This window comes from Reyranella soli (assembly GCF_007992495.1).
Lineage (GTDB): Bacteria > Pseudomonadota > Alphaproteobacteria > Reyranellales > Reyranellaceae > Reyranella > Reyranella soli.
Genome location: NZ_BKAJ01000100.1, coordinates 1 through 23888 on the forward strand (window position 1 = coordinate 1; position 23888 = coordinate 23888).

Consider the following 23888-nt stretch of genomic DNA (forward strand, 5'->3'; position numbering starts at 1 on the left):
CTGTGCAGAGCTACTAGGCCGCCGCCGGGGCGGGCGTCACGCTGGCGTCGTTGATGGGGAAGTGCAGCAGGGCCGCCACCAGACCCGCGAGGGCCGTCGCGATCCACAGCGGTGTGTACGAGCCGGTCAGGTCGTAGACCACGCCGCCAATTCCGGCGCCGAGGAACGACCCTATCTGGTGGCTGAGGAAGCAGATGCCGAATAACGTGCCGAGATGCTCGGTGCCGAAGATCTTTGCGACCAGACCACTGGTGAGCGGCACAGTGCCGAGCCAGGTCAACCCCATGACGGCCGCGAAGCCGAGCACCGAGGCATCCGTCTTCGGCAGGAAGAAGAACAGGATGATCGCCAGGCTGCGAACGAAGTAGAGCCATCCCAGGACGTACTGTTGGCGCACCCTGCCGCCCAGCCAGCCACAAGTCCAGGTGCCGATCATGTTGAACAGGCCGATCAACGCCAGCGCCATCGCTCCCAGGCCTGCCGGCATGTTGCAAAGGACGAGGTATCCCGGCAGATACGTCGCGATGAAGGCAAGCTGGAAGCCGCAGGTGAAGAAGCCGAGTGTGAGGAGAATATAGCCGCGGTGGCGGCAGGCGAGGGCCAGGACGTCGCTGAGCGAGTAGGCGAATTGGGGTCGGCCGGTTGCAGCGGCGCCGCGGCGCCGGTCGAGCATGAGGCCCAGCGGCGACACAGCCACCATCAGAATGGCCAGCGCCAACAGCGCGACCGAGAGGCCGGAGGCTTCGCTCACGAGCTGTGCCGCGGGCACCAAGGCGAACTGGCCGAACGAGCCACCTGCGCTCGCCATGCCCATCGCCATGCTGCGGCGCTCGGGTGTGGCGACCCGGCCGACCGAGGTGAGGACCACCGCGAATGTGGTGCAACTCACGCCAACACCGACGAGCAGGCCCATGCCGATCACCAGCAGGAAGCCCGTGGAGGCGTTCGCTGCCAGCGCCAGGCCGGCGGCGAAAGCCAACGCGCCGAAGCCGACGACGGGCGCCGCCCCGTAACGATCGGCAGCCGCACCGGCAAAGGGCTGCGCCAACCCCCAGACCAGATTGTGCAGAGCGATCGCCATGGCGATGGTGCTGAGCGATATTCCGCGCTCGAGAGCGATCGGATCGACGAACAGGCCGAACGTCTGGCGGATCCCCATGGCCGCACTGAGGATGAGGGCGCCGGCGACGATGACCGGCGCGGCTGTGTTTCTCGGATACATCGACCGGCTGCTCCTTGGCTCGCGTCGCGGAAATCTGGCGACGGGTCACCTGTTGGGCAAAGGAGAAGGATTCGTCGACGGGTGAATGATCCTGCTTTGAACGTATACTGCCTTGATTGGAGACTTGCCCATGCCGGACGTTGCCAGACTTTCCCTGCTCGACGAGGTCAAGCTGCAGGCCGAGGTGATCCTACCGATCCTGCGCTCGCTGCGCGCCGAGGTCGGCAAGGACAAGGCCGACCGCATCGTGGGCGACGCGCTGCGCACCTGGGCGCGCGATCTCTACCATCGCATCGGCGAGAGCAAGCCGGGTTCACCGCGCCAGAAATGGGACGCGGTGTGGGCCGAGGACATGCGGCCGCGCATCGGCGACGCCGTCGATCGCGACATGCTGAAGGACGACGGCGCGGTGCGCGAATACAACGTCACGCGCTGCCAGTACGCCGAGTTCTTCCGCGGTCTGGGAGAGCCCGAACTGGGCGGCATCCTGCTGTGCGATTCGGACTTCCACATCGCCGACGTCGCCGGGTCGAGCATCGAGTTCAAGCGCACCCAGACCATCATGCAGGGCGCCGCCTACTGCGATTTCCGCTACCGCTTCAAATGACCAACGAGACTTTCGACTACATTGTCGTCGGCGCGGGCTCGGCCGGCGCTGCCGTGGCCAACCGGCTGTCGGCCGATCCGCGCAACCGCGTCCTGCTGCTCGAAGCGGGTCCGGCAAGCAATCCGTGGTCACGCATCCCGATCGGGTACGCCAAGCTCATAAACAACCCGGCGGCCAACTGGCTCTACAGCGCCGAGCCCGAGGCCAACACCAACGGTCGCCGCCTGGCGGTCCCGCGCGGAAAACTGCTGGGCGGCTCGAGTGCCATCAACGGCCAGGCCTTCGTGCGCGGCCAGGCGCAGGATTTCGATTCCTGGGCGCAAATGGGCAACCGCGGCTGGAGCTACAGCGACGTGCTGCCGTTCTTCAAGAAGATGGAGAGCTACGAGGGTGGCGGCGACGATGCTTTCCGCGGCCGAGAGGGGCCGCTGCGCGTCACCGATCCCGACTGGCGCGATCCGCTGTTCTCGGCGCTGATCGAGGCGGCGGGACAGGTCGGCATCCGGCACAATCCTGACTACAACGGGGCGCAGCAGGACGGCATCGGCATGAGCCAGGCGACGATCGCCTCGCGCCAGCGCATGAGCACCGCGCGCTGCTATCTCGATCCCGTCCGCGGCCGGCCCAATCTGCGCATCGTGACCGACGCCCTGACCGAGGGGCTGGTGCTCGACGGCAAGCGCTGCGTCGGAGTCCGCTATTCCGTCGCAGGCTCGGCGCGGGAAGCCCGGGCGGCGCGCGAGGTCGTGGTCAGCGCCGGGTCGATCAACTCGCCTCAGCTCCTGGAGCTGTCGGGCATCGGCCAGCCCGACCGCCTGCGGGCGCTCGGCATTACCGTGCGCCATGCCCTGCCGGGCGTGGGCGAGAACCTGCGCGACCACTATGCGCCGCGCACCCGCTGGTCGATCGGCGCCAAGGGCTTCACCTTCAATCATCGCGGCCGTGGGCTCGGCATGGTCTATCAGGCGATGCGCTACGCCTTGTTCGGCGACGGTCTCCTGTCGATGGTCGCCGCGCCGATCCGCGCCTTCGTGCGCTCGCGCGAAGGTCTCGCCTCGCCGGACCTGCTGCTGGGCTGGGTGCCCATGCTGACCGAGCCGGGACCGAAGGGGCCGCGCATTGCGCGCCAGTCCGGCATGACCTGCTACGCCCATCCGATGCGACCCGAGAGCAGGGGCCACATCCACATCGTGTCGCCCGATCCGAAGAAGCAACCTGCCATCAACTTCAACTTCCTGTCGTCGCCCATCGATGCCGAACTCACGGTTCGCGCCGTGCGCATTGCCTGCTCGGTCATGCATGCACCGGCGCTCGCCCATCTGCAGATCAGCGAGATCGCGCCGGGCCCCGAGCGCAAGACCGACGACGAGATCATCGCCTGGGTCAAGCAGGCCGCCGAGACGACCTATCATCCCGTCGGCACCTGCAAGATGGGCTCGGACGGAATGGCCGTCGTCGATGCCCGCCTGCGTGTGCACGGCATCGCGGGCCTGCGCGTCGCCGATGCCTCGATCATGCCGACGCTGACCTCGGGCAACACCAATGCGCCCTCGATCATGATCGGCGAGAAGGCCGCGGCGATGGTTTTGGAGGATGCTGCCTGATGGCCAGCGCAGAGCCCGGCCCGGCCTCGGTTGAGGCCTTGCGCAACGCCATGCTCAAAGGCCACGAGCCGCCGCCATTGCAGGCCGTCGCCCGGCTCGCCTGGTATCCCTGGGCTGTCGTCGGCACCGTGTGCATCGGCGCCTTCATGGGCCAGGTCGACGCCAGCCTGACGCAGATGCTGCTGCCCCGGCTCGAACGCGATTTCCATGCACCGCTCAGCACCGTGAGCTGGGTTGCGGTGGCCTACATCCTGACCATGGCGTCGTTCATGCCGATCTTCGGCCGGCTGGCCGACATGATCGGCCGCAAGCTGCTCTATACCGGCGCCTTCCTGCTGTTCGTCATCGGCTCCGGCTTGTGCGGTTTCGCGCCGGACCTGCCCACCCTGATCGCCTTCCGCATCGTGCAGGGCATCGGCGCCGCGCTGCTCACCGCCAACAGCATCGCCATCGTCGTCCTGGCCGCCGGTCCCGAGCACCGCGGCCGCGCGCTCGGGCTGCAGTCGGCGGCGCAGGCGATCGGGCTGGGCGTCGGTCCGGCGGTGGGCGGCCTGGTGCTCGACACGCTGGGCTGGCACTGGGCGTTCTGGATCAACGTCCCGTTCGGGCTTTTGGGCCTGCTGCTCGGTTGGTTCGTGCTGCCGCAGACCCGGCATCTGGCGGAAGCCGGACGCTTCGACTGGCATGGCGCCTTCCTGATCGCGCCGGCGCTCACGGCCGTCGTGGCGATCCTGAACGAAGGCCACACCTGGGGCGTGGCATCGCCCGCCTTCATCTCCTGCGTCGTGGCGGCAGTCGTTCTCCTGGCGCTGTTCGTCCGCGCCGAGCACCACGCCAAGACGCCCCTGATCGACTTCAAGCTGTTGCGCCAGCCGGCCTTCCTGACCGGCAACCTCGCGAACTTCCTGTCCTATGCCACGCTGTTCGGCGTGTTCTTCCTCATCCCCTTCGTGCTGGTGCGCATCTACCAGGACTCCGAGCTCGTGGCGGGCCTGAGGCTCTCGATCGTGCCGGTGATGCTGGGCCTGCTGGCGCCGGTCGGCGGCATGCTCTTCGACCGCTTCGGCGGGCGCATCGTGACGGCGGCGGGCATGACGATCTGCGTCGCCGGCCTTGCGGTGCTCTACGTCTTCCTCGACGGCAAGGCGGCGAACATGCCGATGGTCATGCTGGCGATGGCGATTTTCGGTGTAGGACAGGGGCTGTTCATCTCGCCCAACAGCAGCGCCATCATGGCGACGGCGCCCGAGGAGCTGACCGGCGAGGCCGGGAGCCTTTTAAACGTGGTGCGCTACCTCGGCATCAGCACCGGCATCGCGGGCGCCTCGACCGTGCTGGCGCTCGGCATCACCGACGCGCCCGGATCGAATGGCATCACGGTCGATGCCTCGGCCGCGACGCTCGTCTTCGCCAGCCGCGCGGTGATCTTGATGCTCGGCATCCTCGGCGTCCTCGCTGCCGCGCTGTCGTTGATGCGAACCGTGCCGCGCAAGGTGCGAGAGCCGCAGGCAGTCGAACTCTAGCAGCTCGCGAAGGCGAACCGGGTAAATGCGTACTCAAGTTATTGACTAATATGCACCTAAGTTATATAATCGGCCTGCTGCATTGCTTGCCGTGTTGTCGCTCTTTGCATCGTTCATCCGAGACCAAAAGGCTGCAGATACCCTTGCACGGCCTGTCCGGCTGCCTGTCTCCGGACGGGCCTGGCTCGGAGTTCCGAGTCTTGCATTGAGGCCCAACCGATAGGGGGTTCGTTCTCGAAGGGGCTACCAGGCTCTCTGTCGGAAATACCGGAAATACCGATAAATCCATCGCGCCGCTGACGGCAATGCATGCACGCCGCGGTCCGCTCTCGGGCGGCCGGCTCGGATCAGTTCGTCATGATCCACGGGGCGCCCGAGGCGAGTGCGACGTCGCGCACCTTGGCGAGCAAGCCGGGTCCGACGGGAATGCCGGTCTTGAGGCGCTGGGCCGCGATGCGCCGTTCGGGCTCGCCTGCCACCATCACGGGGCGATCGGGATCAGCGGGCTTGGTGGCGCGCAGCGTGTCGCAGAAGGCGGCGACGTCGTCGCGGAATTCCTTCGGGTCGCGGAAGATGCCGGGATCGAGCGCCAGCATGAAGTGGCCGATGTCCTGCGTGCCGGGCTTCTTGGTGTGCATCGGGTCGGTGATCATGGTGGCGCCGCTCAGCGCCGACGACAGGATGTTCACCATCGATGACAGGCCGTAGCCCTTGTGGCTGCTGCCCTCAGGCGTGCCGCCGAGCGGCGTCATGAAGCCGCCCTTGCTCACCTCGCGCGGATCGGTGCTTGGCTTGCCCTCCGCAGTGACCAGCCAGCCGAGCGGCGTCGGCAGATTCTCGTTGGCCTTGTTGCGGATCTTTCCGGCGGCGACGGTGGTGGTCGCCATGTCGAGCAGGAAGGGCTCACCCGGCCGTCCCGGCGCGCCGAAGGCGATCGGGTCCGTGCCCAGCCTGGCCTGGGCGCCGAAGGTCGGCGCGACCTGGATGCCGCTCGCCGATGTGGCGACCATGCCGATCAGGCCGGCCTCGACCGCCATCAGCGCATAGAAGCCGCAGGCGCCGAAATGCGCCGAGTTGCGCACCACGGCGACGCCGATGCCCGAGGTCTTGGCCTTGGCGATGGCAAGATCCATGGCGCGCCGCGCGTTAGCGTGGCCGAGGCCGCCCTGGCCGTCGACCAGCGCCGAGACCGGTGTTTCCCGTGAAACGACCGGCTCGACCTTCATGTCGATCTTTCCGCCGCGCCGCCGCTCGTCATAGACCGGCACCATGGAGATGCCGTGGGTGTCGATGCCGTGCAGGTCGGCCCAGCTCATGATCTCGGCCGTGCTGGCCGCGGCCGGTGGCGCCATGCCCCAGGCGCTGAGGATCAGTTCGAGCTGGCGGCGATGTGTTTCATACGAGGCGGGCATGCGGTCTTCCACGGGCTATGCAGCGGGACGGGTACCCTAGCACGTGCTAGCTTTGCCGAAACGCCGGAGGAGACGTGCCATGAACGCAAGCATGAGTGCCGCGCAACGTGCAGACGCAATGGAAGCCGAGATGGCGGCCGAGCTCGACTACATCGTCGTCAAGTCGCGCCTGCACATGATGGCCGAGGGCGACTTGAGCCCACCACCCAACGCCGGCGCCATGATCAGGGCCAATCCGAAGCTGCGCGTCCTGATGGGCGACGATCCGCGCCTGCCGGCGATGCCGGAGAAGCCGACCTTGATCGATTTCTTCAAGCTGCGCTTCGGCCCCTCGATGCATCTGCTGCAGAGCGCCCGCCATGCGGTGAAGGGCGGCCTGCCGGAGAAGATGGTGCTGGCCTGCCTGCTGCACGACATCGCCGGCGCGGGATTCATCCGCGGCGACCATGGCTACTGGGGCGCCCAGCTGGTCGAACCCTATGTCGACGAGGAAGTGACCTGGGCGATCCGTGCCCACCAGGTGCTGCGCTTCTATGCCGACGAATCGGTTGGCTACGAGTATCCGCAGTCGTACGTAACGCTGTTCGGCGCCGACTATCGTCCCGATCCCTACGTGGAGGAGGATTACAAGCGCATGCGGGACCACAAGTGGTACATGTCGGGCCGCATGATCACGGTGCACGACATCTACTCGTTCGATCCCAACGTGCATGTCGAGCTCGAGGAATTCACCGACATCATCGGCCGCAACTTCCGCCAGCCCGAGCAGGGGCTGGGCTTCGACAACAGCCCCGTCGCGCACATGTGGCGCGCGATGATCAGGCCGGCGAAGTATCTGTAGTCTTGCCGGACCGCGGGCCTTCACGCCCGCTCAGACTCTTCCGGACCGCGCGCATCCGGCGCGCTCATGATCATGAGCGGGCCTGGAGGCCCGCGGTCCGGCAAGAGATGCCCTACCTGAAATCCTCCGGCTTGAGCTCGATCGGATCGCCATGCCGCGTACGGTCGGCGGCGTGGTCCCAGGCGTCGTGGTAGCGCGCCAGCAGGCCGGCATCGGCGATGCCTTTTTCGGTGACCAGCCGTTCGAGGGCGTTGAGCCAGTGCGAGTAGTAGGTCGCCCCCGTGTCTGGATCGCCCGCCGCCTGCGCCCGCTTGATCTCGTCGCCCAGCGTCGCCGCCCATTCCGGCCAGGTGAACAGGCCGCGCTTGTGCAGCGCCAGCGTCATGGCGAAGGCCTGTGCCTCCCACGGCTCGCGGAACACCGGCCCCTCCGCATCGCAGGGAATGCCGGGCAGGGGGATGGTCGGACGATCCGTCATGCCGGCTCGAGATAGGGCTCGAAGGCGTCGATCGAGATGGTGAGCGTCGGATCGGCATCCGGCCCCCAGATCTCGCGGCCGTCGAACACGACCGTGTAGAGCCACTGCGGATCGTCGCCACGCCCGGTGGCGACGGAATCCGGATAGGCGTGGCAGCCATGGATCAGCTCGACGGTGCCGACCTTGTCGCGCGCATAGCGCGGCAGGCGGGTGTGCGTCAGCGGATTGATGTTCACGGTGCGCACGCGGTCACCGGGCTTGAAGCGGGCAGGGCCCTGCTGCTGGCGGAAGAACGAGCTGCGCGTCATGCCGGCGTCGACGACGTCCTTGGTGAGCTTGCGCGGCAACGGCTTGCTCGGTCCGATCGCGTGACCCGCCTTCAGCTCCTCCTGCGTGACGTAGCCGCGCGCCAGCAGGTTCTTCTCCGCCGCCAGCTCCCAGCGCTGGTAGTAGGAGACGGCCAGATAGGTCTGCGGCGGCAGGGTCTCCTGGGCATAGCGCGAATCGTCGATGTGCCAAGCGCCGGCGTAGCCCATGGAGCGCACCAGGGCGAGCACGCGTCCCTCCCATTCCTCGTGGAACGGCGGCTCGTTCTTCTCGGCCTCGACCTTGCCGAAGCCGTCCATGCCGCCCATGTCGTGCACGCCGTTCATTTGGCGATCTCTGCCGGCGTGAGGGCGAGCCCGGTGCCGATCATCGAATCGCGCGTCACCAGGTCGGCCAGGCGCTCCTCGCTCCAGCCTTCGGTGCCGGCGGGACGCATGGGCAGCACGATGAACCGCGTCTCGGCGGTCGAATCCCAGACTCGGATCTCAGTCTCCTTGGCAAGCTTGACGCCGAAGTCGGTGAGCACGCCGCGCGGGTCCTTGACCGCGCGCGAGCGGTAGGGGGCGGACTTATACCAGACCGGCGGCAGACCCAGCACTTCCCACGGGTAGCAGGAGCACAGGGTGCAGACGATCATGTTGTGCCGCTGCGGCGTGTTCTCGACCGCCACCAGATGGTCGCCGACCGGGCTGACATGGCCCAGCGTGCCGACCGCCGCCGTGGCGTCCTTCAACAGCGCCTGCCTGAAGGCGGGATCGGTCCACGCCTTGGCGACGACAAGGGCGCCGTTGCGCGGCCCGATCTTGGTCTCGTAGGCCTCGACGATGGCATCGAGCGCCGAGGGGTCGATGTAGCCTTTTTCGGTCAGGATGGTCTCCAGCGCGCGCACGCGCAGCTGGGTCTCGGACAGTTCCGAGCCATGCTCATGGGAATGATCGTGGTCGGCCATGGAAAAGCACTCCGGTGAACTGGCTGCTATCGTAGCTCACAGGCGCCCGCCATCCTAGTCGTCGGGTGGCACCTCGGTTTCAAGGCCGCGGTCGACCAGGCATTTCCAGGCTTCTTCCGCGTCGTCGGCGTAGCTGAAGAGATCGAGGTCGCCGGTCGTGATCATGCCGGCGTCGAGCAGCGCATCGAAGTTGATGATGCGGCTCCAGTAGGCGCGGTCGAAGCACACGATCGGGGTGCGTGGCATCTTGCCGGTCTGGACCAGGGTCAGGATCTCGAACAGCTCATCCAGGGTACCGAAGCCGCCAGGAAAGACGACCAGGGCAGCGGCACGCATCGCGAGATGCATCTTCCGCATCGCAAAGTAGTGGAACTGGAAGGTCAGTTCGGGAGTCGAGTAGGCATTCGGCTCCTGTTCCTTGGGCAGGCGGATGTTGAAACCGATCGACGGAGCCCCCGCGTCCGACGCGCCGCGATTGGCCGCTTCCATGATGCCGCCGCCGCCACCGGTGGCGATCACGTTGCGCCGGCCCGCCCGGCGGCTCTGGAGGGCGCCGCCGCGCTCCGAGGCGATACGTCCGAAGCGGCGCGCCTGTTCGTACCAGTGTGCGGCGCGCTCGATCTGCCTCGACATCGCGTCCGGCGAGGGCGTCGACGCAGGCGGTCGCGCATCGCCTTCGACGGCTGGCTTGGTGCGGGCGCTGCCGAACACGACGATCGTCGAGATGACTCCCCACTTTCGCAGCAGTTCCTCGGCCTTGGCATATTCGAGGAGGAAGCGGACGCCGCGTGTCGAGTCACCCAGGATGAACTCCTCATCCAGGGCGGCGAGGCGATAGGAGGGGCTTTGCCTTTGAAGGTCGTTGTCCGTCATGATGGCAGTCTAGAGGCAGATCAACAGAGGGGAGAACGCCAATGTCTTTGACCGGGGATTTCGTTCCGAGCCCTCCTGCCGGCGGCATCATGTTCACGGGCTGCGATCTGCACGCGGCCGCAGGGCTCAGCCCGCCGGCGCACCCGCACGGCCATGACCATCCCCGTCGCCGCGAGGTCGTGGTCAACGGCAAACGCATCAAGACCATCGACGTGCACGCCCATTGCTGCGTGCCCAAGGCGATGGCCCTGATCAACCATCCGCTCGAGGCGCCGGGCCTCCTGATGGACGACACCAGCACGCGCATCGCGGCCATGGATGCGCAAGGCATCGACGTCGAAGCGCTCAGCATCAATCCCTACTGGTATAAGGCCGAGCGTGATGTCGCGGCCGAGCTGATCCGTGTCCAGAACGAAACCTTGGTGGAGTTCTGTGCCGCCAATCCCGACCGCTTCGTCGGCTTTGCGACGGCCGCCTTGCAGCATCCCGAACTTGCGGCCGAGCAGGTGGAGCACGCCGTCAAGAAGCTGGGCTTCCGCGGCATCGGCGTGGGTGGCAGCGTCGCGGGCGAGGAGCTGGCCAATCCGCGCTTTCATCCCTTCTGGGCCAAGTGCGAGGAGCTGGGCGTGCTGGTTTTCATGCATCCGCTCGGCACGCGCGAGCTCGAGCCCAGCGGCCGGCTGGGCGGCAGCGGTCTCCTCACCAACACCATCGGCAATCCCCTGGAAACGACGATCGCGCTGTCGCATCTGATCTTCGAGGGCACGCTCGATCGCTTCCCCGGGCTGAAGATCTGCGCCGCGCATGGCGGCGGCTTCCTGCCGTCCTACGCCAACCGGTCGGATGCGGTGATCCGCTGCTTCCCCAACCGCGTCGGTCCGTTGCCCAAGAAGAACCCGACCGCCTATCTCAAGGACGGCCAGCTCTTCTTCGACACCATCGTGTTCACGCCCGAAGCGCTGCGCCACCTGATCGCCGAGACCGGTCCCGGCCAGATCATGATCGGCACCGACTATCCGTTCCCCTGGACCAGCACCGAGGTCGACCTCGTGCTGAGCACGCCCGGCCTCAGCGACGAGCAGCGCGTCGCCATCCTCGGTGGCACGGCGGCGAAGCTGTTGGGAATCAAGTAGTCCGGAGCGCGGACCTCCAGGTCCGCTCATGATCTTTCGGACCGCGAGCTTCCAGCTCGCTCATGATCATGAGCGCGCAGGATGCGCGCGGTCCGGAAGACGAAGATTATGAGCGGACCTGGAGGTCCGCGCTCCGGCAAGACGACGTTAGTGCAGGCCGTAGAAGCCCATCGCGCCGCCGGCCATGATCTTGCGCTGGACCTCGGGCGACAGGCCTTTCATGCGCTCCTTCAGCATCTCCGGCGCACCCGGGAAGAAGCCGTCGCGGTGAGGATAGTCGGTCGCCCAGAGGATCTTGTGCGGGCCGATATACTCGGCCAGCGCACCGATCGAGCCCTCGACCGGCTCGAAGGAGATCCAGCAGTTGCGCCGGAAGATGTCGCTCGGCCGCATCTTCAGGCCGGAGTCATTGAACCCCTTGTCGTCGAAGTGGCGGTCCATGCGGTCGAGCCACGGCGCAATCCAGCCACCGCCCGATTCGAGGAAGCCGACGCGCAGCTTCGGGTGCCGCTCGCACACGCCGCCCCAGATGAAGCTCATCGCCGCCAGCATCATTTCCATGGTGTGGGAGATGATGTGCTGCGCGCCGCGGCCGTCGAAGCGGTCGACGCCGACCGTCGGCATGCCGCTGTTGCCGCCCTCGTGGATGCCGATGCTGAAGTCGAGCTCTTCGGCTGCGCTCCAGAACGGCTCGTAGTCCGGATCGTGCAGCTTGCGGTCGTTGTAGGGATTGGGCCGCAGGAAGCCGCCACGGAAGCCGAGCTCCTTGCGGGCGAAGGTCATCTCCTGGATCGCCGCGTCGATCGACTGCATCGGCAGCATGGCGATGCCGAACAGGCGGTCGGGGTAGGGCTTGCAGTAGTCGGCAAGCCAGCGGTTGTAGGCGCGGCACATCGCGGCGGCGAAAGCGGGATCGCTGACGGCGCCGGCGAACAGGCCGAGGCTGGGATAAAGGAAGGCGGCATCGATGCCGTCGAGGTCCATGTCGGGGATGCGCGCGTGCGGATCGAAGCCGCCCTTGCGTCCATCCTTGTATTCCATCGCGTCGGCGGCGACGACGCCCTGGCGTGCGCCCACGCCGCCGATGCCGCCGAAGCCCGCGCGGCTGCCGAGGATCTTGTCCTCCAGCAGCAGGCGCTCCTTGCCGTTGTCGTCCTTCACGAGTTTCGGTGCGCGCTCGCGATACTGCGGATCCATGTAGTCCTTCCACAGCGTGAACGGCTCCAGCACATGCCCATCGGCATCGATGACGTCGTACTTGCGGTCCATGTTTCCTCCATCCGGCTTGGATGCCGGTTTGGTGGAAAGATCATAGTCATTCCCTCGTGTCGGAACAGGCTCTAGGCTGCCGGCCAACACCGAGGGAGAAACGCATGGACCTGAAAGGAACAGTCGCCGTCGTCACTGGGGGCAATGGCGGGCTTGGGCAGCGCATCTGCCATGCACTGGCTGCACAGGGCTGTCACATCGCCGTCGTCTATGCCCAGAGCAAGGAGCAGGCGGAGGGCGTAGCGCGGGATCTGGAGAAGCACCAGGTCGGCGCGGCCGCCTTCGGCTGCGACGTCACCAAGCGCGACCAGGTGCAGAAGCTGGTCGACGACGTGGTGAAGCGTTTCGGGCGGCTGGACATCCTGGTCAACGACGCGGCCTACAACAAATCGATCCCGTTCAAGGACCTCGACAACCTCACCTACGAGGAATGGACCAAGATCATCGACATCAACCTGACGGGGCCGATGCTGATCACCAAGGCCGTCGCACCAGTGATGAAGCGGCAAGGCAGCGGGCGGATCGTCAACATCTCCTCGGTGGCGGGGCTGGGACCGACGGGTTCGTCGATCGCCTATGCGGTCTCGAAGGCGGGGCTGATCCATCTCACCAAGTGCATGGCCGTGGCTTTGGCGCCCGAGGTGCTGGTGAACTGCGTGGCGCCCGGCCTGCTCGAAGGCACGCGCGCAACGGCCAACCTCCGGCCGGAGGTGATCGAGACCGGCCGCAAGGCCTCGCTGCTGGGCAAGGCCGCCGACAAGGACGACTGCGCCGATCAGGTCGTCACGATGTGCCGGACCAACACCATGACGGGCCAGACGCTGGTGATCGATTCGGGCCGCACGTTTCATTGAGGCCCGCGGTCCGGCAAGTTTAGCGGAACATCGGGTCGTTGAAGGCCCAGCGATTCTGTTGCTCGCTGAAGATCACCGGGAAGAGCTCGCGGAACAGGCGCTCGATGCGCGGGTCGGTCGGGCCGGTGGCGTCGGTCCAGGCCGTCGTCTGCGACATCGCCCGGTCGTTCCGGCAGTAGATCGCATAGACGTAGAAGCGGCCGGGCGTGCCGGGACGGAAACGCGGCGGCTCGCCAGCGCACACCGGATCGCTGTTGAGGTTCAGCGCCGGATCGAACACCAGCACGAGCCGGTAGTTGGGCCGCGGCAGGGGCGAGGGCGCGTCGTAGGTGAAGGTCAACGCCGGCCGTGGCTTGGCGCGTTGCATGGCAGGCAGCAGGTCGCGCGCAACGATTGCCGGGTCGATGCCGGGAAACGGATTGCCGGCCAGCACGACCTGGAAGGGCTTGCCGTCGGTCGCCGCGAAGAAGTCGCGGTAATCGTACTGCGGAGCGTAATAGGTGCCGCCGATGACGGCGGCAAAAGTGGCCACCGGCGCGGTCAGCAACGCGAACAGGACGGCAGCGAAACGGGCAGGGCGCATGGGAACCTCCGGCGCCAGTTCACTTGGGCTGCGATCCAGCTCCGGACCAATCAAGTCTTCGCGATGCTCAGAGCTTCAATTCCGGCACTTTCATCCAGCGCTGCTCGGCCACACTCTTGTAGGCGAGGTCGGCGAGCTGCACGGCCTTGGCGCCCTCGACCAGCGTCGGCACATAAGGCGCATCCTCGCCGACATGGCGCAGGAATGCTTCCCAGCACTGGCGGAAGGGGCCCTTGTGGTCGCCGGCGTCCGGTACTTCCTTCCAGTCCGCCATCAGGTCGACGCCGCCGGGCCGGGCGGCCTTGATGAAGGCCTCCGGTGTTTCGGCGGCCGACTGGGTGAAGCAGCGGAAGCGCCCGGCCACTGCCGAGCCGTTGGTGCCGTCGATCTGCACGACCATCGTGTCGTCGCGGCGCGGCCGCGTCGCCCAGCTGTTGGTGATCATGCCGATCGCGCCGCTTTGCAGCTTCAGCAGGGCGTAGTTGGTGTCTTCGGCATCGACCTTGTAGCGCTGCCCGGCTTCGTCGACGCGCTCGGGGATGGCCGTGGCCATGACGGCGCAGACATCGGTGATCGGCGACGCCAGGCGATCGATCATGTAGCGCCAGTGCGCCATCATATCGAGCGCCAACCCGCCGCCCTCGGCCTTCTTGTAGTTCCAGCTCGGCCGTTGGCACTCCCGCTCGCTGCCGTCGAAGATCCACGAGCCGGCATCGACCTTGACCGACAGGATGCGGCCGAAGAAGCCCGACTTGCTGACGGCCAGAAGCTTGGCGAAGCCGGGGAGAAAGAGCTTGTCCTGGATGACGCCGTGCTTGAGGCCGGCGCGGTCGGCCAGGCGTGCCAGCTCCATCGCCTCGTCGACCGTCGGCGCCGTGGGCTTCTCGATGAAGATGTGCTTGCCGGCCGTGATTGCCTGCCGCACGCGCTTCGGCCGGTCGCCGGTGGCGGCGCAATCCATGAAGATGCGGTCCGGCCCGGCGAACGCCTCTTCGAGCTTGGTCGTCCAGCGCTGGCCGCCGTGATCGGCCGCGAGCTTCTCGATGCGCCGGGCATCGCGGCCGACCAGCATCAGCTCGGGAATCAGCCGGTCGCCATTGGCGAGGGGAAGTCCGCCTTCCGCCGCGATGGCCAGAAGGTTGGCCATGTGCTGGGTCGTGCCCATGCGGCCCGTGGCGCCGTTGATGATGACGCCGATCCGACGATCGCCCATGTCTCTTTGCTCCCCCGAGCCGCTCGTTGAACTACTTCGGCGCAACTTCCTTGAACCGCCGCAAGGTCTCGATCTGGCGATCGAGCTCGGGCATACGATACATCGGATAGAGCATCACGATCCCGGCTCCGAGGCGCTGCCAGCCATGCGCAGCTGCCGCCCAGCGCTGCGGATCGGCCTCGTCGAAGCGCAGCCAGCCTTCCAGGCCGAACTTGGCCGGATCGCGGCCGAACGCCTTCAGATGCTCGCGCAGCGCGGCGAGCTTGGGCTCGGCGGCCTCGGGCGACAGGATCGGCATCCAGCCGTCGCCGATGCGGGCGGCGCGCTTGACGACGGCATCGGACGAGCCGCCGAACCAGATCGGGATCGGGCGCTGGACCGGGACCGGCAGCATGTTGACGTCGATCAGCGTGTGGAACTTGCCCTTGAAGGTGACCAGCTCCTCGGTCCACAGGCGCCGCATCACCTCGATCTGCTCGGCCTGCCGCGCACCGCGCGTCTTCCAGTCCATGCCGAGCGCCTCGTACTCGACGTGGTTCCAGCCGACGCCGACGCCCAGGCGCAACCGGCCGCCGCTCAGGATATCGACCTCGGCAGCCTGCTTGGCGACCACGCCGGTCTGGCGCTGCGGCAGGATCAGCACGCCGCTGCACAGCTTGATGTTCTTGGTGACGGCGGCGATGAAGGCCATCGTCGTGAAGGTCTCGTGAAAGGGATCGTGTTCGCTGTAGGTCGGCTTCCAGTCGCCGCGCGGCGCCGCGCCAAACACGTGATCCGCCACCTCGATGCAGTCGTAACCGAGATCCTCGGCGGCCTGCGCCCAGTCCCGGATCTTCGCGGGATCGCGGCCTATGTCACGCGTCGGAAAGAGGGCGCTCAGCAACATCGATGACTCCTGTGCCGGGAATTTTCATGCAGCCATTGTGCGCAAAATGGCTTCGATGTTGCAAATCCCGGCTGATCAGAGGATCGCGTCGTGATGCGTCAGGTGTGTGACGGGCGGATGATGGCTGTCGCCGACGGGCGAGCCGTCTGGCGACACACGCCAGGCATCGGCATAGAAGCCGACGATATCCTCGTTGCTCAGTGGCTGGTGAAGGATGGTGCCGTCCGGCAGCTGGAAGTCGGTACCCTGACCGCTGTGGCTGCCGAGAAGCCCTCGTACCGATCCCGCCCCGTCATGCGGCCCGAGCGCGACGCCCCAGTCCAGCCAGTCGTTGCCGTGATAGCTCACGATGACGGCCTGGCCGGTGTTCCAGGTCAGCTGATAGGTGCCGGACGAGAGTTGCGCGAGCGTTCCGCCCGGGATCGCCTGCACACCGCCGCCGTGCAGCGCGATGTCCGGTGCGCCGTCGACATGCAGGGAAATCGCCTGTCCGACGGCAAAGGTCACTTTAGTGTTGCCGAAGACGGCCTCCAGCTCGGTCGTGATGCTGGCCACGCCATGGACACCCGCCGTCTCGATGCGGATCTGCAGTGGCGTCGCGGGATCGGTCCATTGAACGGCGACGAACTCGCCGACGGCCTGGAAATCGTAGTGCAGGCCGTCGAAGGTCATCATGTGGACGTCGCCTCGTCCGCCCGCCACATTGGTACCGCCGAGTCCGTCCGGCGTCACCGTGAAGCCGTCTGCTGCGTAGTCTCCCGCGATCTTCAGCCGAAGAGGGCCGAGGTCGGTGTCGAGTGTCAGCACGCCGTTCGCCCAGGTGGCGCTGCTCGCATGCGTGCTGGCCAGTTCCAGCACGTCATCGCCATTGAAGCCGACGATCGTGCCCCGAAAGGCGTGCGGATCGTTGAGCAGGGCATGTCCGTTGGCGCCGAAGGTCAGTGTCTGCTCCGTCCCGACGGCCGCCTGCAGCGTGAGCGACGATCCGGCAGCCATGGACAGGTCGCCCGAGCCTGTGACGCCACCGTAGAGCAGCAGTTCGCCGCCGTTCGCCTTGATCGAGCCGTCATTATGGATGTCGGCGAGCTGCACGGTCTTGCTGCCGCCACCCAGGCCCGAAAGCGTGCCCCAGCCGGAGACGCCGCCGCCCGAGGCAATGTGGAAGATCTCCGCGCGGACGGTGGCGTCGGTACCACCCAAGGCAAGGTGACCCGCCGCGCCGAGGGTGAGGGTGCCGTTGACCCCGAACAAGGCGTCATGGTCCGCGCCTGCACCCACGGTCACCTCGGCGGCGCCGGCCTCGCCGAGATGGGCGTCGCCGTAGACCAAAAGCGCGCTGTAATCGCCGATGCGGATGCGGCCCCTGCCGTCGTCGGCCCGACCGACGAGGAGCAGGCCGTTATTGTTGGCGCTCGCGGCGCCGACCGCGACTTCGCTGCCATGCTCGATCGCGAGGCTGCCGTCACCGTCGTCGCCGACGGTCAGGATGGTGTCGCCGGTGGCATTGGTGTTGGCGACCAGCAGAAGGCCGCCGTCGAGCCTGACCACGCCATGGCTGCCCGCCTGCCTGCCGATCGTCGCCTCGTAGGCCGTTACCTGGCCGCTGATGCCGTTGGCCGCGCCGTCGATCAACAGGGAGCCGTTGCCCGCATCGCCGACGACGAGTTCACCGGACGAAGTGACGTCGGTTGTCGACTGGCCGATCGCCCAGAAGCCGCCATTGACCAGCGCCGTGCCCTGACTGCCGGCTGAACGACCGATCGTGGCGCCGCCCGCCGTCATCGACGAGGCCACGCCCAGCAGCGCCAGCGTGCCGCTACCGGATTCTCCGATGACCACCGTGCCGTTGGCCGTGATCTGCTCGAGATTGACGACGGTGCCGTCGCTGCCGGCCGCCTCGCCGACGACAAGGGCGTCTGCCGTCGATCCCGTGAGCGCAAGCGCACCGCCCATCAAGGTGAGCAGGCCGGCACCCGTGCCGCCGACGATCGCCTTTGCCTGATCGGTGAATTCGCCGCCGCCGGCGAGCAGCAACGTGCCGTTGGCGTCGACCACCAATCCGACGCCGCTCGCCCCCTGGGCAATGACTTGTCCGGTCAACGTCGTCGGCGCCGTGACGTTGACCTGATCGACGGCGCCATCGCCGGACACCGTATAGGCGCCGGCGCTGCCCGGCTTGAACAGGGCGACGTTGACGCCGCCAGGCGGCGTGGTCGTACTCGCGCCGCTGCCGGTCAGCTTCCAGTTTGTGACGTCGCTGAAGCTGCCGACGGCGACGGAGCTATCCCATTCGAACCGGTCCGGAGTGGCTCCGCTGGCGTAATTCGAGACCGAGATCGTCGCTGTCGCGGAGGCGATGCCGGCGTAGTTGGTGGCGCTGATCGAAATGGAATCGGGCGTCGTCGTGCGACCCTTGTAGGTAAGGGTCTGCAGGCTCTGCTCGACAGCGAAGAGGGAGCCGGCAAGAGTGAGAGTGCCGGTGTTGTTGCCGGTTATCGTTATCGTCCCGTTGCCCGTGACGTCGGAGGCGAGGAGCCGTCCGCCCGTACCCGCCGTCGTCGTCAGTGTGACCGTGATCTCCGCGATTGGCAGAATCGTGCCATCGGGGATCGGCATCTCGAGAACGATGTTCGGAACGAGCACGTCCCGGTCGACTGCGCCCTGCAGCGAAGCGGCCTGCGGTACGACAACACTCGGCGCGATGCCAGGCGAGAGGGGAGCGAACGTGATGATGTGGCCGCCGCTGATCGTCGGGCTGAGGCCGGTCAGGTCACCGGTCAGTCGGTACACCAGCGGCCCACCGGTCTGCAGGTTGACGGTCAGGAGGCCAGCGCCGCTGTCGTAGCTCGCGCTGTTTACGGTGACGTCATTCAGGATCAGGCGATCGGCGTAGGAAAATCCGGTGATCGCGCCGCCCATCCCGAACGGCGCCTGGAGCTCCAGCGTGCTCGGCGAAAACGGCAGGTTCGGAGGCGATGCGAAGTTGATGGTCTGGGTCGCGCCGATCGCTGCGTTGGCGATCAGCGTGGCGCCGGCGTCGATCGTCACAGTGCCGCTGCCGGCGAGGGCATTGGCCAGCGTGAGCCGTTGCAGCCCCAGCGTCAGGTCGGTCACTGCTTCGATCGTGCCGTCGTTGACGATGGCGCCGCCGCCCGAGGCCGACAACGTGCCGTTGCCGCTCAGCTGAGCGCCGCTTTCGATCGTGGCGGTGCTGCCGCCGAGGTTGCCGCTGAAACGCCCGATGCCGCCGTTCAGGACTTCGAGCGCGCCGCTGACGGCAAGGCTTGCCGTGCTGTAGGCGGAGGGCGCCAGCGCCGCGAGCAGCGAGAGATCGGGACCGATTTGCAGATCGCCGTTGACGGTCTGGGCGTTCTCAACGCCGCCGACGAACAACACGCCCTTGTTGGCCAGCAGCGCCGTGATATCGGAGATCGTCGTGCCGTTGACGTCGCTGGGCGGGCTCGCAGCGGGCGCGGCAACTGGCGCGGAAATCTCAACGCCGACGGTGCGTACGGCGGTGTTCCCGCTGCTGTCCGTCACCGCGATCTGCACAATGTCCCGGCCCGATTGCAGCATATCGGTGAGGCTCGCGAGCACCGTGTTGATCTGGGAAAGCGGGCCCGACAAGCTGAGCGTTGGACCGCTCGTCGATCCGCCCGCGATGCCGAATGGATCGGTTACGCCGAGCGTGCCTCCGTTCGTGGAGGTCAGCGTGACGCTGTATGCACTTTGGGTCGTGGCGCTGGCCAGGAGGACGGCATCGACGCCCGAGAACCCGACCGTGCCTGGCGCGCCGGTTACGAACGCAGGCGCGATGAAGCCGAGTGCGGAGCCGTCATCCGGAGCGCCCGTCGTCGGCGCATTGCCGGCGGCAAGGACCGTGGCCAGGAACTGGACCTGGTTGGCGGTAAGCCCGGGGAAACCGGGGTAAGGGACCAATCCGTCCCACAGCTCGATGTCGCCGGCATTTGCTGCCGCACCGTTGGCGATGACGTAGGGCCAGCCCGCGTATCCCGGGAAAGCGGGAGTGGGTCCGTCGAACGCGCCGTTCTCGGTGCTGTTGGTCGTGGCGCTGCTCAGCAGGGTACGCGGCGAGGCCGTCTGGAGGCTGCCGCCCGTCGCACTGGGATCGAGTGCCGCATCCGCCTGCATCTGGAGATAGATGAAGGCGTCGGAGGAGGGCAGAGGGTTGTTCAGGGCATGATTGCCGGCCTGGACGACGCGAGCGGAGTTGCGGGCCTGCTGCAGCACCGCAAGCGTGAAGTTCTCGTCGCCGTTGGAGTGGCCCCCATCGGCCAGATGAAAGAGGTTCATCGTGTAGTCGAGGGGCGTCGTCGACCATTGGGAATAGTCGGCGATCGCCGCGCGCAGCGTGAGCTGTTGGGCGGCATCGGTGTAGCCCACGGCCTGCAACGGATAGACTCCGTTGGTCAGCGGGATGAACGGCTCGTCGGTCTCGGAAGCTCCCGCCGTGTTTGAAATGCCGCGGATCAGAGCGTTGCCGTCGAAGGCGGTGGCCAGCGCGTTCTGGAGACTGGTCCAGGCATCGATGTAATCGGCGCTCCAGAATCGACCGAGCGTCTGGGGATTGCCGTCCTTGTCGATGACGGCGATGGGCGGGCCGTTGATGTTCTTGGCCCACTCGGGCGCCGTGAAGCCGCCCCACACACGAAGCTTGATGCCGAGGTCGGTATCGTGCTGCTGGTTGTAAGCCGCCACCAGGGCGATTGCGATGTCGATGTCCGCTGTTATGAGCGGAGTGTCGATGCCCGTTACGGGCTGCAGCTGCGCCCAAGTAACGTTCAGCACGATCTCGCTGAACAGCCCCGGATACGGGTCAAGGTCGGAATTCAGCAGGGTCGAGAAGGGGACGGCCGTCGAGGGGTTGTTGTAAAAGCTGATGTCCCCCATATCGACGAGCCCGGTCTGCAAGGGCTTGCCGTCATCGGATGTACTCATTCAGACGCTTCCTCTCGCAGCGGCCCCACCAGACGATGCAGTGAGTTTTAGCCGATGAGCCGGTCCGGGTACCTCACGGATCGATCACAGATGAAATCTTCACGTTCACATCATATTGGCCACAGGCGTGCGACGCTGTCCGGCAGCGCGGCATCACCGATCGCAGCGCGAAGTCGGTTCAGGCGGAGGGTACGCCCCACATCGGCAGGATCGAGCGTCAGCAGGAATCCGAGACCCTCACTCGCCAGCAAGGCCGACTGCCGCTGGCGCTCGAGGACAACCGGCGCCATCGCAATCCCCGGCAGAAGCGGTCCCTGGTGAAGCTGCAAGGCAAGATCGAACGCCGCCATCCGGTCCGTCGTCGGCAGTGTCTCGTCACCGACGAGCCGGAGCGCGTCGCGGAGCCGGCCGAGATCGGTCGAAACGTGCAGCGGATTCAGGCGGACATGGCTGTCTTCATGAATGACTGCCTGTGCGCCGATCAGCTTGCGCAAGCGGTAGATCGTCGTGGTGAGGCTGTGGAGCGACTGATCGCCATCCGCGTCCGGCCACAGTTCGTCGGCGAGCCAGTCCTGCTCGAGATCGCGGCCATTGGCGATAATGAGATGAAAGAGGAGTTCGCGCGGCTTGCGCTGCGCCTTGCCCGAACCCGTCGAGAGCCGGTGGCCGTCCAGCTGGATCGCAAACCGGCCGAGGCAGCTGATATCGACCCGATAAGGCCAGTCGTGGTGGACAATACTCCGTTGTGGAGGCGGAAGATCCCAGAGCGCGATGAGGCGGCGCGTCACGCTGACCTCCGCACCTCGATGGAGCGCTAGGTTGGCGAGATGGCCGAAGTGCGCGACGTCGAGACCCGAGATGCGACGGAAGCCAAGCTGGCAAGCAAGATGTGCCAAGCCGTTCCAAGCGGCCACGAACGCCGACATTCGGTCCTGCGCGGCGGCATGGCAGGCCTCCGCCAGGTCGGCGTGCAATTGGAAAATGGCGCTGTGGGATCGCGCGGCAAGCTCGCGCAGCTCGTCGATGTGCTTGCGTGCTCTGTCGTCTCCCTTGACGGCAAAGGCCATCGCGAGCTGCATGGCCAACAATCCGCGCTGCTGTGTGTTGCCGACCCGGCCTGCCCGTTCGTATGCGGCTGTCGCCTCGCCAATCGCGAGATCCGCGTTTCCTTCACCGAGCGCGATCGTCGCGCGCAGGAAATGCGCCCCGACGACGTCCGGGCGGCCAGACCGCACAGCGCTCTCGATGCAGACAGCAGCCTCGGCCCGATCGCCAGCCGCGGCATAGGCTTGCGCCGCCACCCAGTAGGCATTGGCGAGACGATGCTGCGTCCCCCATTTTTGCGCGAAGGCCACGACCTCCCGCATCAGCTTTCGCACCTCGCCGTCATTGCCGTCGCGGTAGGCAATGGTCAGCGCTCCGAAGTACCAGGCCATTGTGGCAAGCGGCGGCACATCGGGCCGGCTCGCCAACGGCGCGAGGTTGTCCAGGTATGGCCGCGCTGCAGCGAGATCGCCTCGCCACCACAGGAGATAGTTGACCAAAATGGCGCCGAGCAGCAATTGCCGTCCGGCCTGTAGCCGGGGCAGGACCGCCTCGACATGCTTTTGCGCGTTCAGCACGTCGCGATGCATGGGGCAGCCGAGCAGCATCGCGACAGCCCGGGTCATCACCAATCGAGCATGAATCGCCTCCGGGAGTGCCGTAAGCAGGGGCAACGCCCGGTCGATCTCATCGATGCTCGATGAGAGCTGGGCATCGATCGACCAGTCGGCCAGGGCTGCATTGATGTCTCCCATCACGGCGACGGCAAACTCGACCGGTTGTTCGGCCGGATTCGCAGAGCGCCAGACATCCCGAAACACTTCACGTGCGGCTGACGGTTCGAACGGCAGGCGCCCCGTAGCCTGCCAAACGCGCACCAGAGGCACGCGTTGTGCGCTGTCCGACAGCATGGCGATCAGCTCGACAAGCTCCTGGTTCCTGCCACCCGTGATCATGTCGGATGCCTGGCTCAAGATGAGGTCGCGGGCCTCGTCGTCGGCGCCGGCCTGCGTCAGCAGGCGGACACCGGAGAGCATTTCGCCGCGTGCCGTCAACAGCCGTCCGGTTTTCAGCCGCGCCCGCAACAGCGCATCCGGCGCCAGCTCCGTCTCGGCGGCAGTGCGCAGGCACTCGAAGAGCAGATCGTGCTTGTGCAGTGCCCCATTGAGCAATCGAGCAACCAGCGCCGAAGTGCTGGCGAGTTGTGTGAGAACGGAGATGGCGCCTTCGCCTCCCAGCGTCCGCCACTCTTTCTCCTCGCCGGTCTGAAGAAAGGCCGTCTCGAGAAGAGCTCTTCGTTCGACCTCGCTACAGCCTGCAAACAGCCGCTTGGGCGCCAGGGCCGGGTGAGTGCGCAGATCATCGAGCGAGGGGTGCGACGATGGCCTGACAACAAGGTCGGCGATCCAGCGGCCCGACCGCTGTGCCGTGGCAATGAATGTCGCGCGGCCGCTTGCGTGCACGCCAGGAACATCGCGCGCAAAATCCTCCCATTCCCCTGCCTCGACCCGCAAATCGCTGATAACGCAGAGTCGTTTCCCTGGTACGGCGGAAAGCAAGAGCGCGGGAGGGCTTTCGCGAGACAGGCACAGCAGGCGGTCCTGAGCGAGCAGAGCACTTGCCAGGATGGCCAGAATTTCCACGACTGCCGAGTCCGGAGGCAGCCTGTGCATGTCGTCGAACGCGAACAGGTAGGGCGCACGCTCCTTGTTGCCCAGGAGGGACTTGAACCAGTTCCGGGCGAAGACCTTGACGTTCGGCAGCGCGTCCGGGGTCAGCCTCGGCAATGCCTTGCTCGCCCTGTCAGGCGATGCTCCAACCGCCAGTGCCAGCGTTTCGAAGAAGATCACCGGATCGGCATCTGTTTCATCGATGCGATACCAAAGCGCATGGCCGTGCCGTGCGGCGCTTCGACCCGAATAGAGCCAGGTCGCGGCGAGCGAGGTCTTTCCCGCTCCAGGCGGCGCGGCGATCCAGACAATACCCTTGGGCGGCGCCTGCTCGATCTCACGGAACAGCCGTTGTCGCGCGACCAAGCCGCCGATCTGCGGTGCTACCAGTTTGCTGGGGCGCATGGACCGATCGACGCCTCTTTCCCGCAACAAGCGGCA

At 66.4% G+C, this 23888-nt stretch carries 18 protein-coding genes; 6 read left to right on the forward strand and 12 right to left on the reverse strand.

The annotated features are described in order from the left end of the window. Window positions 1–13: 13 nt before the first annotated feature. Entirely contained in the window at window positions 14–1222 is a 1209-nt protein-coding gene (locus tag RSO01_RS27845; protein WP_147153637.1) for an MFS transporter, read from the reverse strand. A 130-nt stretch (window positions 1223–1352) separates the two neighbouring features. Between RSO01_RS27845 and RSO01_RS27850 the strand changes: the two genes are divergently transcribed. The 3 genes from RSO01_RS27850 to RSO01_RS27860 are packed head-to-tail and all read left to right on the forward strand — an operon-like array spanning window position 1353 to window position 4956. Continuing rightward, complete coding sequence (locus RSO01_RS27850; RefSeq protein WP_147153639.1) at window positions 1353–1829, forward strand: L-2-amino-thiazoline-4-carboxylic acid hydrolase; 477 nt, start codon at window positions 1353–1355, stop codon at window positions 1827–1829. Continuing rightward, entirely contained in the window at window positions 1826–3433 is a 1608-nt protein-coding gene (locus RSO01_RS27855) for a GMC family oxidoreductase (protein WP_147153641.1), read from the forward strand. The genes RSO01_RS27850 and RSO01_RS27855 overlap by 4 nt, the downstream gene beginning before the upstream one ends. Beyond that, window positions 3433–4956: an MFS transporter gene (locus tag RSO01_RS27860; RefSeq protein WP_147153643.1), complete on the forward strand. Its 1524-nt coding sequence runs from the start codon at window positions 3433–3435 to the stop codon at window positions 4954–4956. The genes RSO01_RS27855 and RSO01_RS27860 overlap by 1 nt, the downstream gene beginning before the upstream one ends. 347 nt (window positions 4957–5303) lie before the next feature. Here the strand turns inward: RSO01_RS27860 and RSO01_RS27865 are convergent, their stop codons facing one another. Beyond that, a complete protein-coding gene (locus tag RSO01_RS27865) occupies window positions 5304–6368 on the reverse strand; it encodes an Ldh family oxidoreductase (protein WP_147153645.1) in 1065 nt (354 codons plus the stop codon). 79 nt (window positions 6369–6447) lie between these two features. On the opposite strand from RSO01_RS27865, the gene RSO01_RS27870 reads away from it, so the two are divergent. Next, the gene (locus RSO01_RS27870) at window positions 6448–7209 is read left to right on the forward strand and encodes a hypothetical protein (protein WP_218037478.1); all 762 of its coding nucleotides are present in this window, start codon (window positions 6448–6450) and stop codon (window positions 7207–7209) included. 112 nt (window positions 7210–7321) lie between these two features. On the opposite strand, the gene RSO01_RS27875 is transcribed toward RSO01_RS27870, so the two are convergent. Genes RSO01_RS27875 through RSO01_RS27890 form a run of 4 tightly spaced genes read right to left on the reverse strand, consistent with a single transcriptional unit; the run spans window position 7322 to window position 9836 of the window. Further along, on the reverse strand, window positions 7322–7687 hold the full coding sequence (locus RSO01_RS27875) for a nitrile hydratase accessory protein (protein WP_147153647.1): 366 nt from the start codon (window positions 7685–7687) through the stop codon (window positions 7322–7324). Then, a complete protein-coding gene (gene nthB, locus RSO01_RS27880) occupies window positions 7684–8340 on the reverse strand; it encodes a nitrile hydratase subunit beta (RefSeq protein WP_147153649.1) in 657 nt (218 codons plus the stop codon). The genes RSO01_RS27875 and nthB overlap by 4 nt, the downstream gene beginning before the upstream one ends. Continuing rightward, a complete protein-coding gene (gene nthA / locus RSO01_RS27885) occupies window positions 8337–8963 on the reverse strand; it encodes a nitrile hydratase subunit alpha (RefSeq protein ID WP_147153652.1) in 627 nt (208 codons plus the stop codon). Before nthA ends, nthB begins: the two co-directional genes overlap by 4 nt. Before the next feature lie 54 nt (window positions 8964–9017). Then, entirely contained in the window at window positions 9018–9836 is an 819-nt protein-coding gene (locus tag RSO01_RS27890) for an LOG family protein (RefSeq protein WP_147153654.1), read from the reverse strand. A 41-nt stretch (window positions 9837–9877) separates the two neighbouring features. Between RSO01_RS27890 and RSO01_RS27895 the strand changes: the two genes are divergently transcribed. Next, a complete protein-coding gene (locus tag RSO01_RS27895; protein ID WP_147153656.1) occupies window positions 9878–10969 on the forward strand; it encodes an amidohydrolase family protein in 1092 nt (363 codons plus the stop codon). Between the two features lie 147 nt (window positions 10970–11116). Here the strand turns inward: RSO01_RS27895 and RSO01_RS27900 are convergent, their stop codons facing one another. Further along, complete coding sequence (locus RSO01_RS27900) at window positions 11117–12238, reverse strand: amidohydrolase family protein (protein ID WP_147153658.1); 1122 nt, start codon at window positions 12236–12238, stop codon at window positions 11117–11119. A gap of 104 nt (window positions 12239–12342) precedes the next feature. On the opposite strand from RSO01_RS27900, the gene RSO01_RS27905 reads away from it, so the two are divergent. Next, the gene (locus RSO01_RS27905) at window positions 12343–13092 is read left to right on the forward strand and encodes an SDR family NAD(P)-dependent oxidoreductase (RefSeq protein WP_170303404.1); all 750 of its coding nucleotides are present in this window, start codon (window positions 12343–12345) and stop codon (window positions 13090–13092) included. A gap of 19 nt (window positions 13093–13111) precedes the next feature. Here RSO01_RS27905 and RSO01_RS27910 read toward each other — a convergent pair whose 3' ends face one another. From RSO01_RS27910 to RSO01_RS27930, 5 genes are all read right to left on the reverse strand, one after another. Further along, entirely contained in the window at window positions 13112–13675 is a 564-nt protein-coding gene (locus RSO01_RS27910) for a hypothetical protein (RefSeq protein ID WP_147153662.1), read from the reverse strand. A gap of 67 nt (window positions 13676–13742) precedes the next feature. Further along, window positions 13743–14888, reverse strand: a complete 1146-nt coding sequence (locus tag RSO01_RS27915) for a Gfo/Idh/MocA family protein (protein ID WP_147153664.1) — start codon at window positions 14886–14888, stop codon at window positions 13743–13745. A 31-nt stretch (window positions 14889–14919) separates the two neighbouring features. Further along, window positions 14920–15774, reverse strand: coding sequence for an LLM class F420-dependent oxidoreductase (locus RSO01_RS27920; RefSeq protein WP_147153666.1), 855 nt, complete (start codon window positions 15772–15774; stop codon window positions 14920–14922). Window positions 15775–15849: 75 nt separating this feature from the next. Next, window positions 15850–20733, reverse strand: a complete 4884-nt coding sequence (locus RSO01_RS27925) for a beta strand repeat-containing protein (protein ID WP_147153668.1) — start codon at window positions 20731–20733, stop codon at window positions 15850–15852. A 110-nt stretch (window positions 20734–20843) separates the two neighbouring features. Then, entirely contained in the window at window positions 20844–23852 is a 3009-nt protein-coding gene (locus RSO01_RS27930) for an AfsR/SARP family transcriptional regulator (protein ID WP_170303405.1), read from the reverse strand. Window positions 23853–23888: the final 36 nt, after the last annotated feature.

Coding starts and splice junctions, on each gene's coding strand:
- RSO01_RS27845 (WP_147153637.1), bottom strand. CDS start 1,222: ATGTATCCGAGAAACACAGCCGCGCCGGTCATCGTCGCCGGCGCCCTC.
- RSO01_RS27850 (WP_147153639.1), top strand. CDS start 1,353: ATGCCGGACGTTGCCAGACTTTCCCTGCTCGACGAGGTCAAGCTGCAG.
- RSO01_RS27855 (WP_147153641.1), top strand. CDS start 1,826: ATGACCAACGAGACTTTCGACTACATTGTCGTCGGCGCGGGCTCGGCC.
- RSO01_RS27860 (WP_147153643.1), top strand. CDS start 3,433: ATGGCCAGCGCAGAGCCCGGCCCGGCCTCGGTTGAGGCCTTGCGCAAC.
- RSO01_RS27865 (WP_147153645.1), bottom strand. CDS start 6,368: ATGCCCGCCTCGTATGAAACACATCGCCGCCAGCTCGAACTGATCCTC.
- RSO01_RS27870 (WP_218037478.1), top strand. CDS start 6,448: ATGAACGCAAGCATGAGTGCCGCGCAACGTGCAGACGCAATGGAAGCC.
- RSO01_RS27875 (WP_147153647.1), bottom strand. CDS start 7,687: ATGACGGATCGTCCGACCATCCCCCTGCCCGGCATTCCCTGCGATGCG.
- nthB (WP_147153649.1), bottom strand. CDS start 8,340: ATGAACGGCGTGCACGACATGGGCGGCATGGACGGCTTCGGCAAGGTC.
- nthA (WP_147153652.1), bottom strand. CDS start 8,963: ATGGCCGACCACGATCATTCCCATGAGCATGGCTCGGAACTGTCCGAG.
- RSO01_RS27890 (WP_147153654.1), bottom strand. CDS start 9,836: ATGACGGACAACGACCTTCAAAGGCAAAGCCCCTCCTATCGCCTCGCC.
- RSO01_RS27895 (WP_147153656.1), top strand. CDS start 9,878: ATGTCTTTGACCGGGGATTTCGTTCCGAGCCCTCCTGCCGGCGGCATC.
- RSO01_RS27900 (WP_147153658.1), bottom strand. CDS start 12,238: ATGGACCGCAAGTACGACGTCATCGATGCCGATGGGCATGTGCTGGAG.
- RSO01_RS27905 (WP_170303404.1), top strand. CDS start 12,343: ATGGACCTGAAAGGAACAGTCGCCGTCGTCACTGGGGGCAATGGCGGG.
- RSO01_RS27910 (WP_147153662.1), bottom strand. CDS start 13,675: ATGCGCCCTGCCCGTTTCGCTGCCGTCCTGTTCGCGTTGCTGACCGCG.
- RSO01_RS27915 (WP_147153664.1), bottom strand. CDS start 14,888: ATGGGCGATCGTCGGATCGGCGTCATCATCAACGGCGCCACGGGCCGC.
- RSO01_RS27920 (WP_147153666.1), bottom strand. CDS start 15,774: ATGTTGCTGAGCGCCCTCTTTCCGACGCGTGACATAGGCCGCGATCCC.
- RSO01_RS27925 (WP_147153668.1), bottom strand. CDS start 20,733: ATGAGTACATCCGATGACGGCAAGCCCTTGCAGACCGGGCTCGTCGAT.
- RSO01_RS27930 (WP_170303405.1), bottom strand. CDS start 23,852: ATGCGCCCCAGCAAACTGGTAGCACCGCAGATCGGCGGCTTGGTCGCG.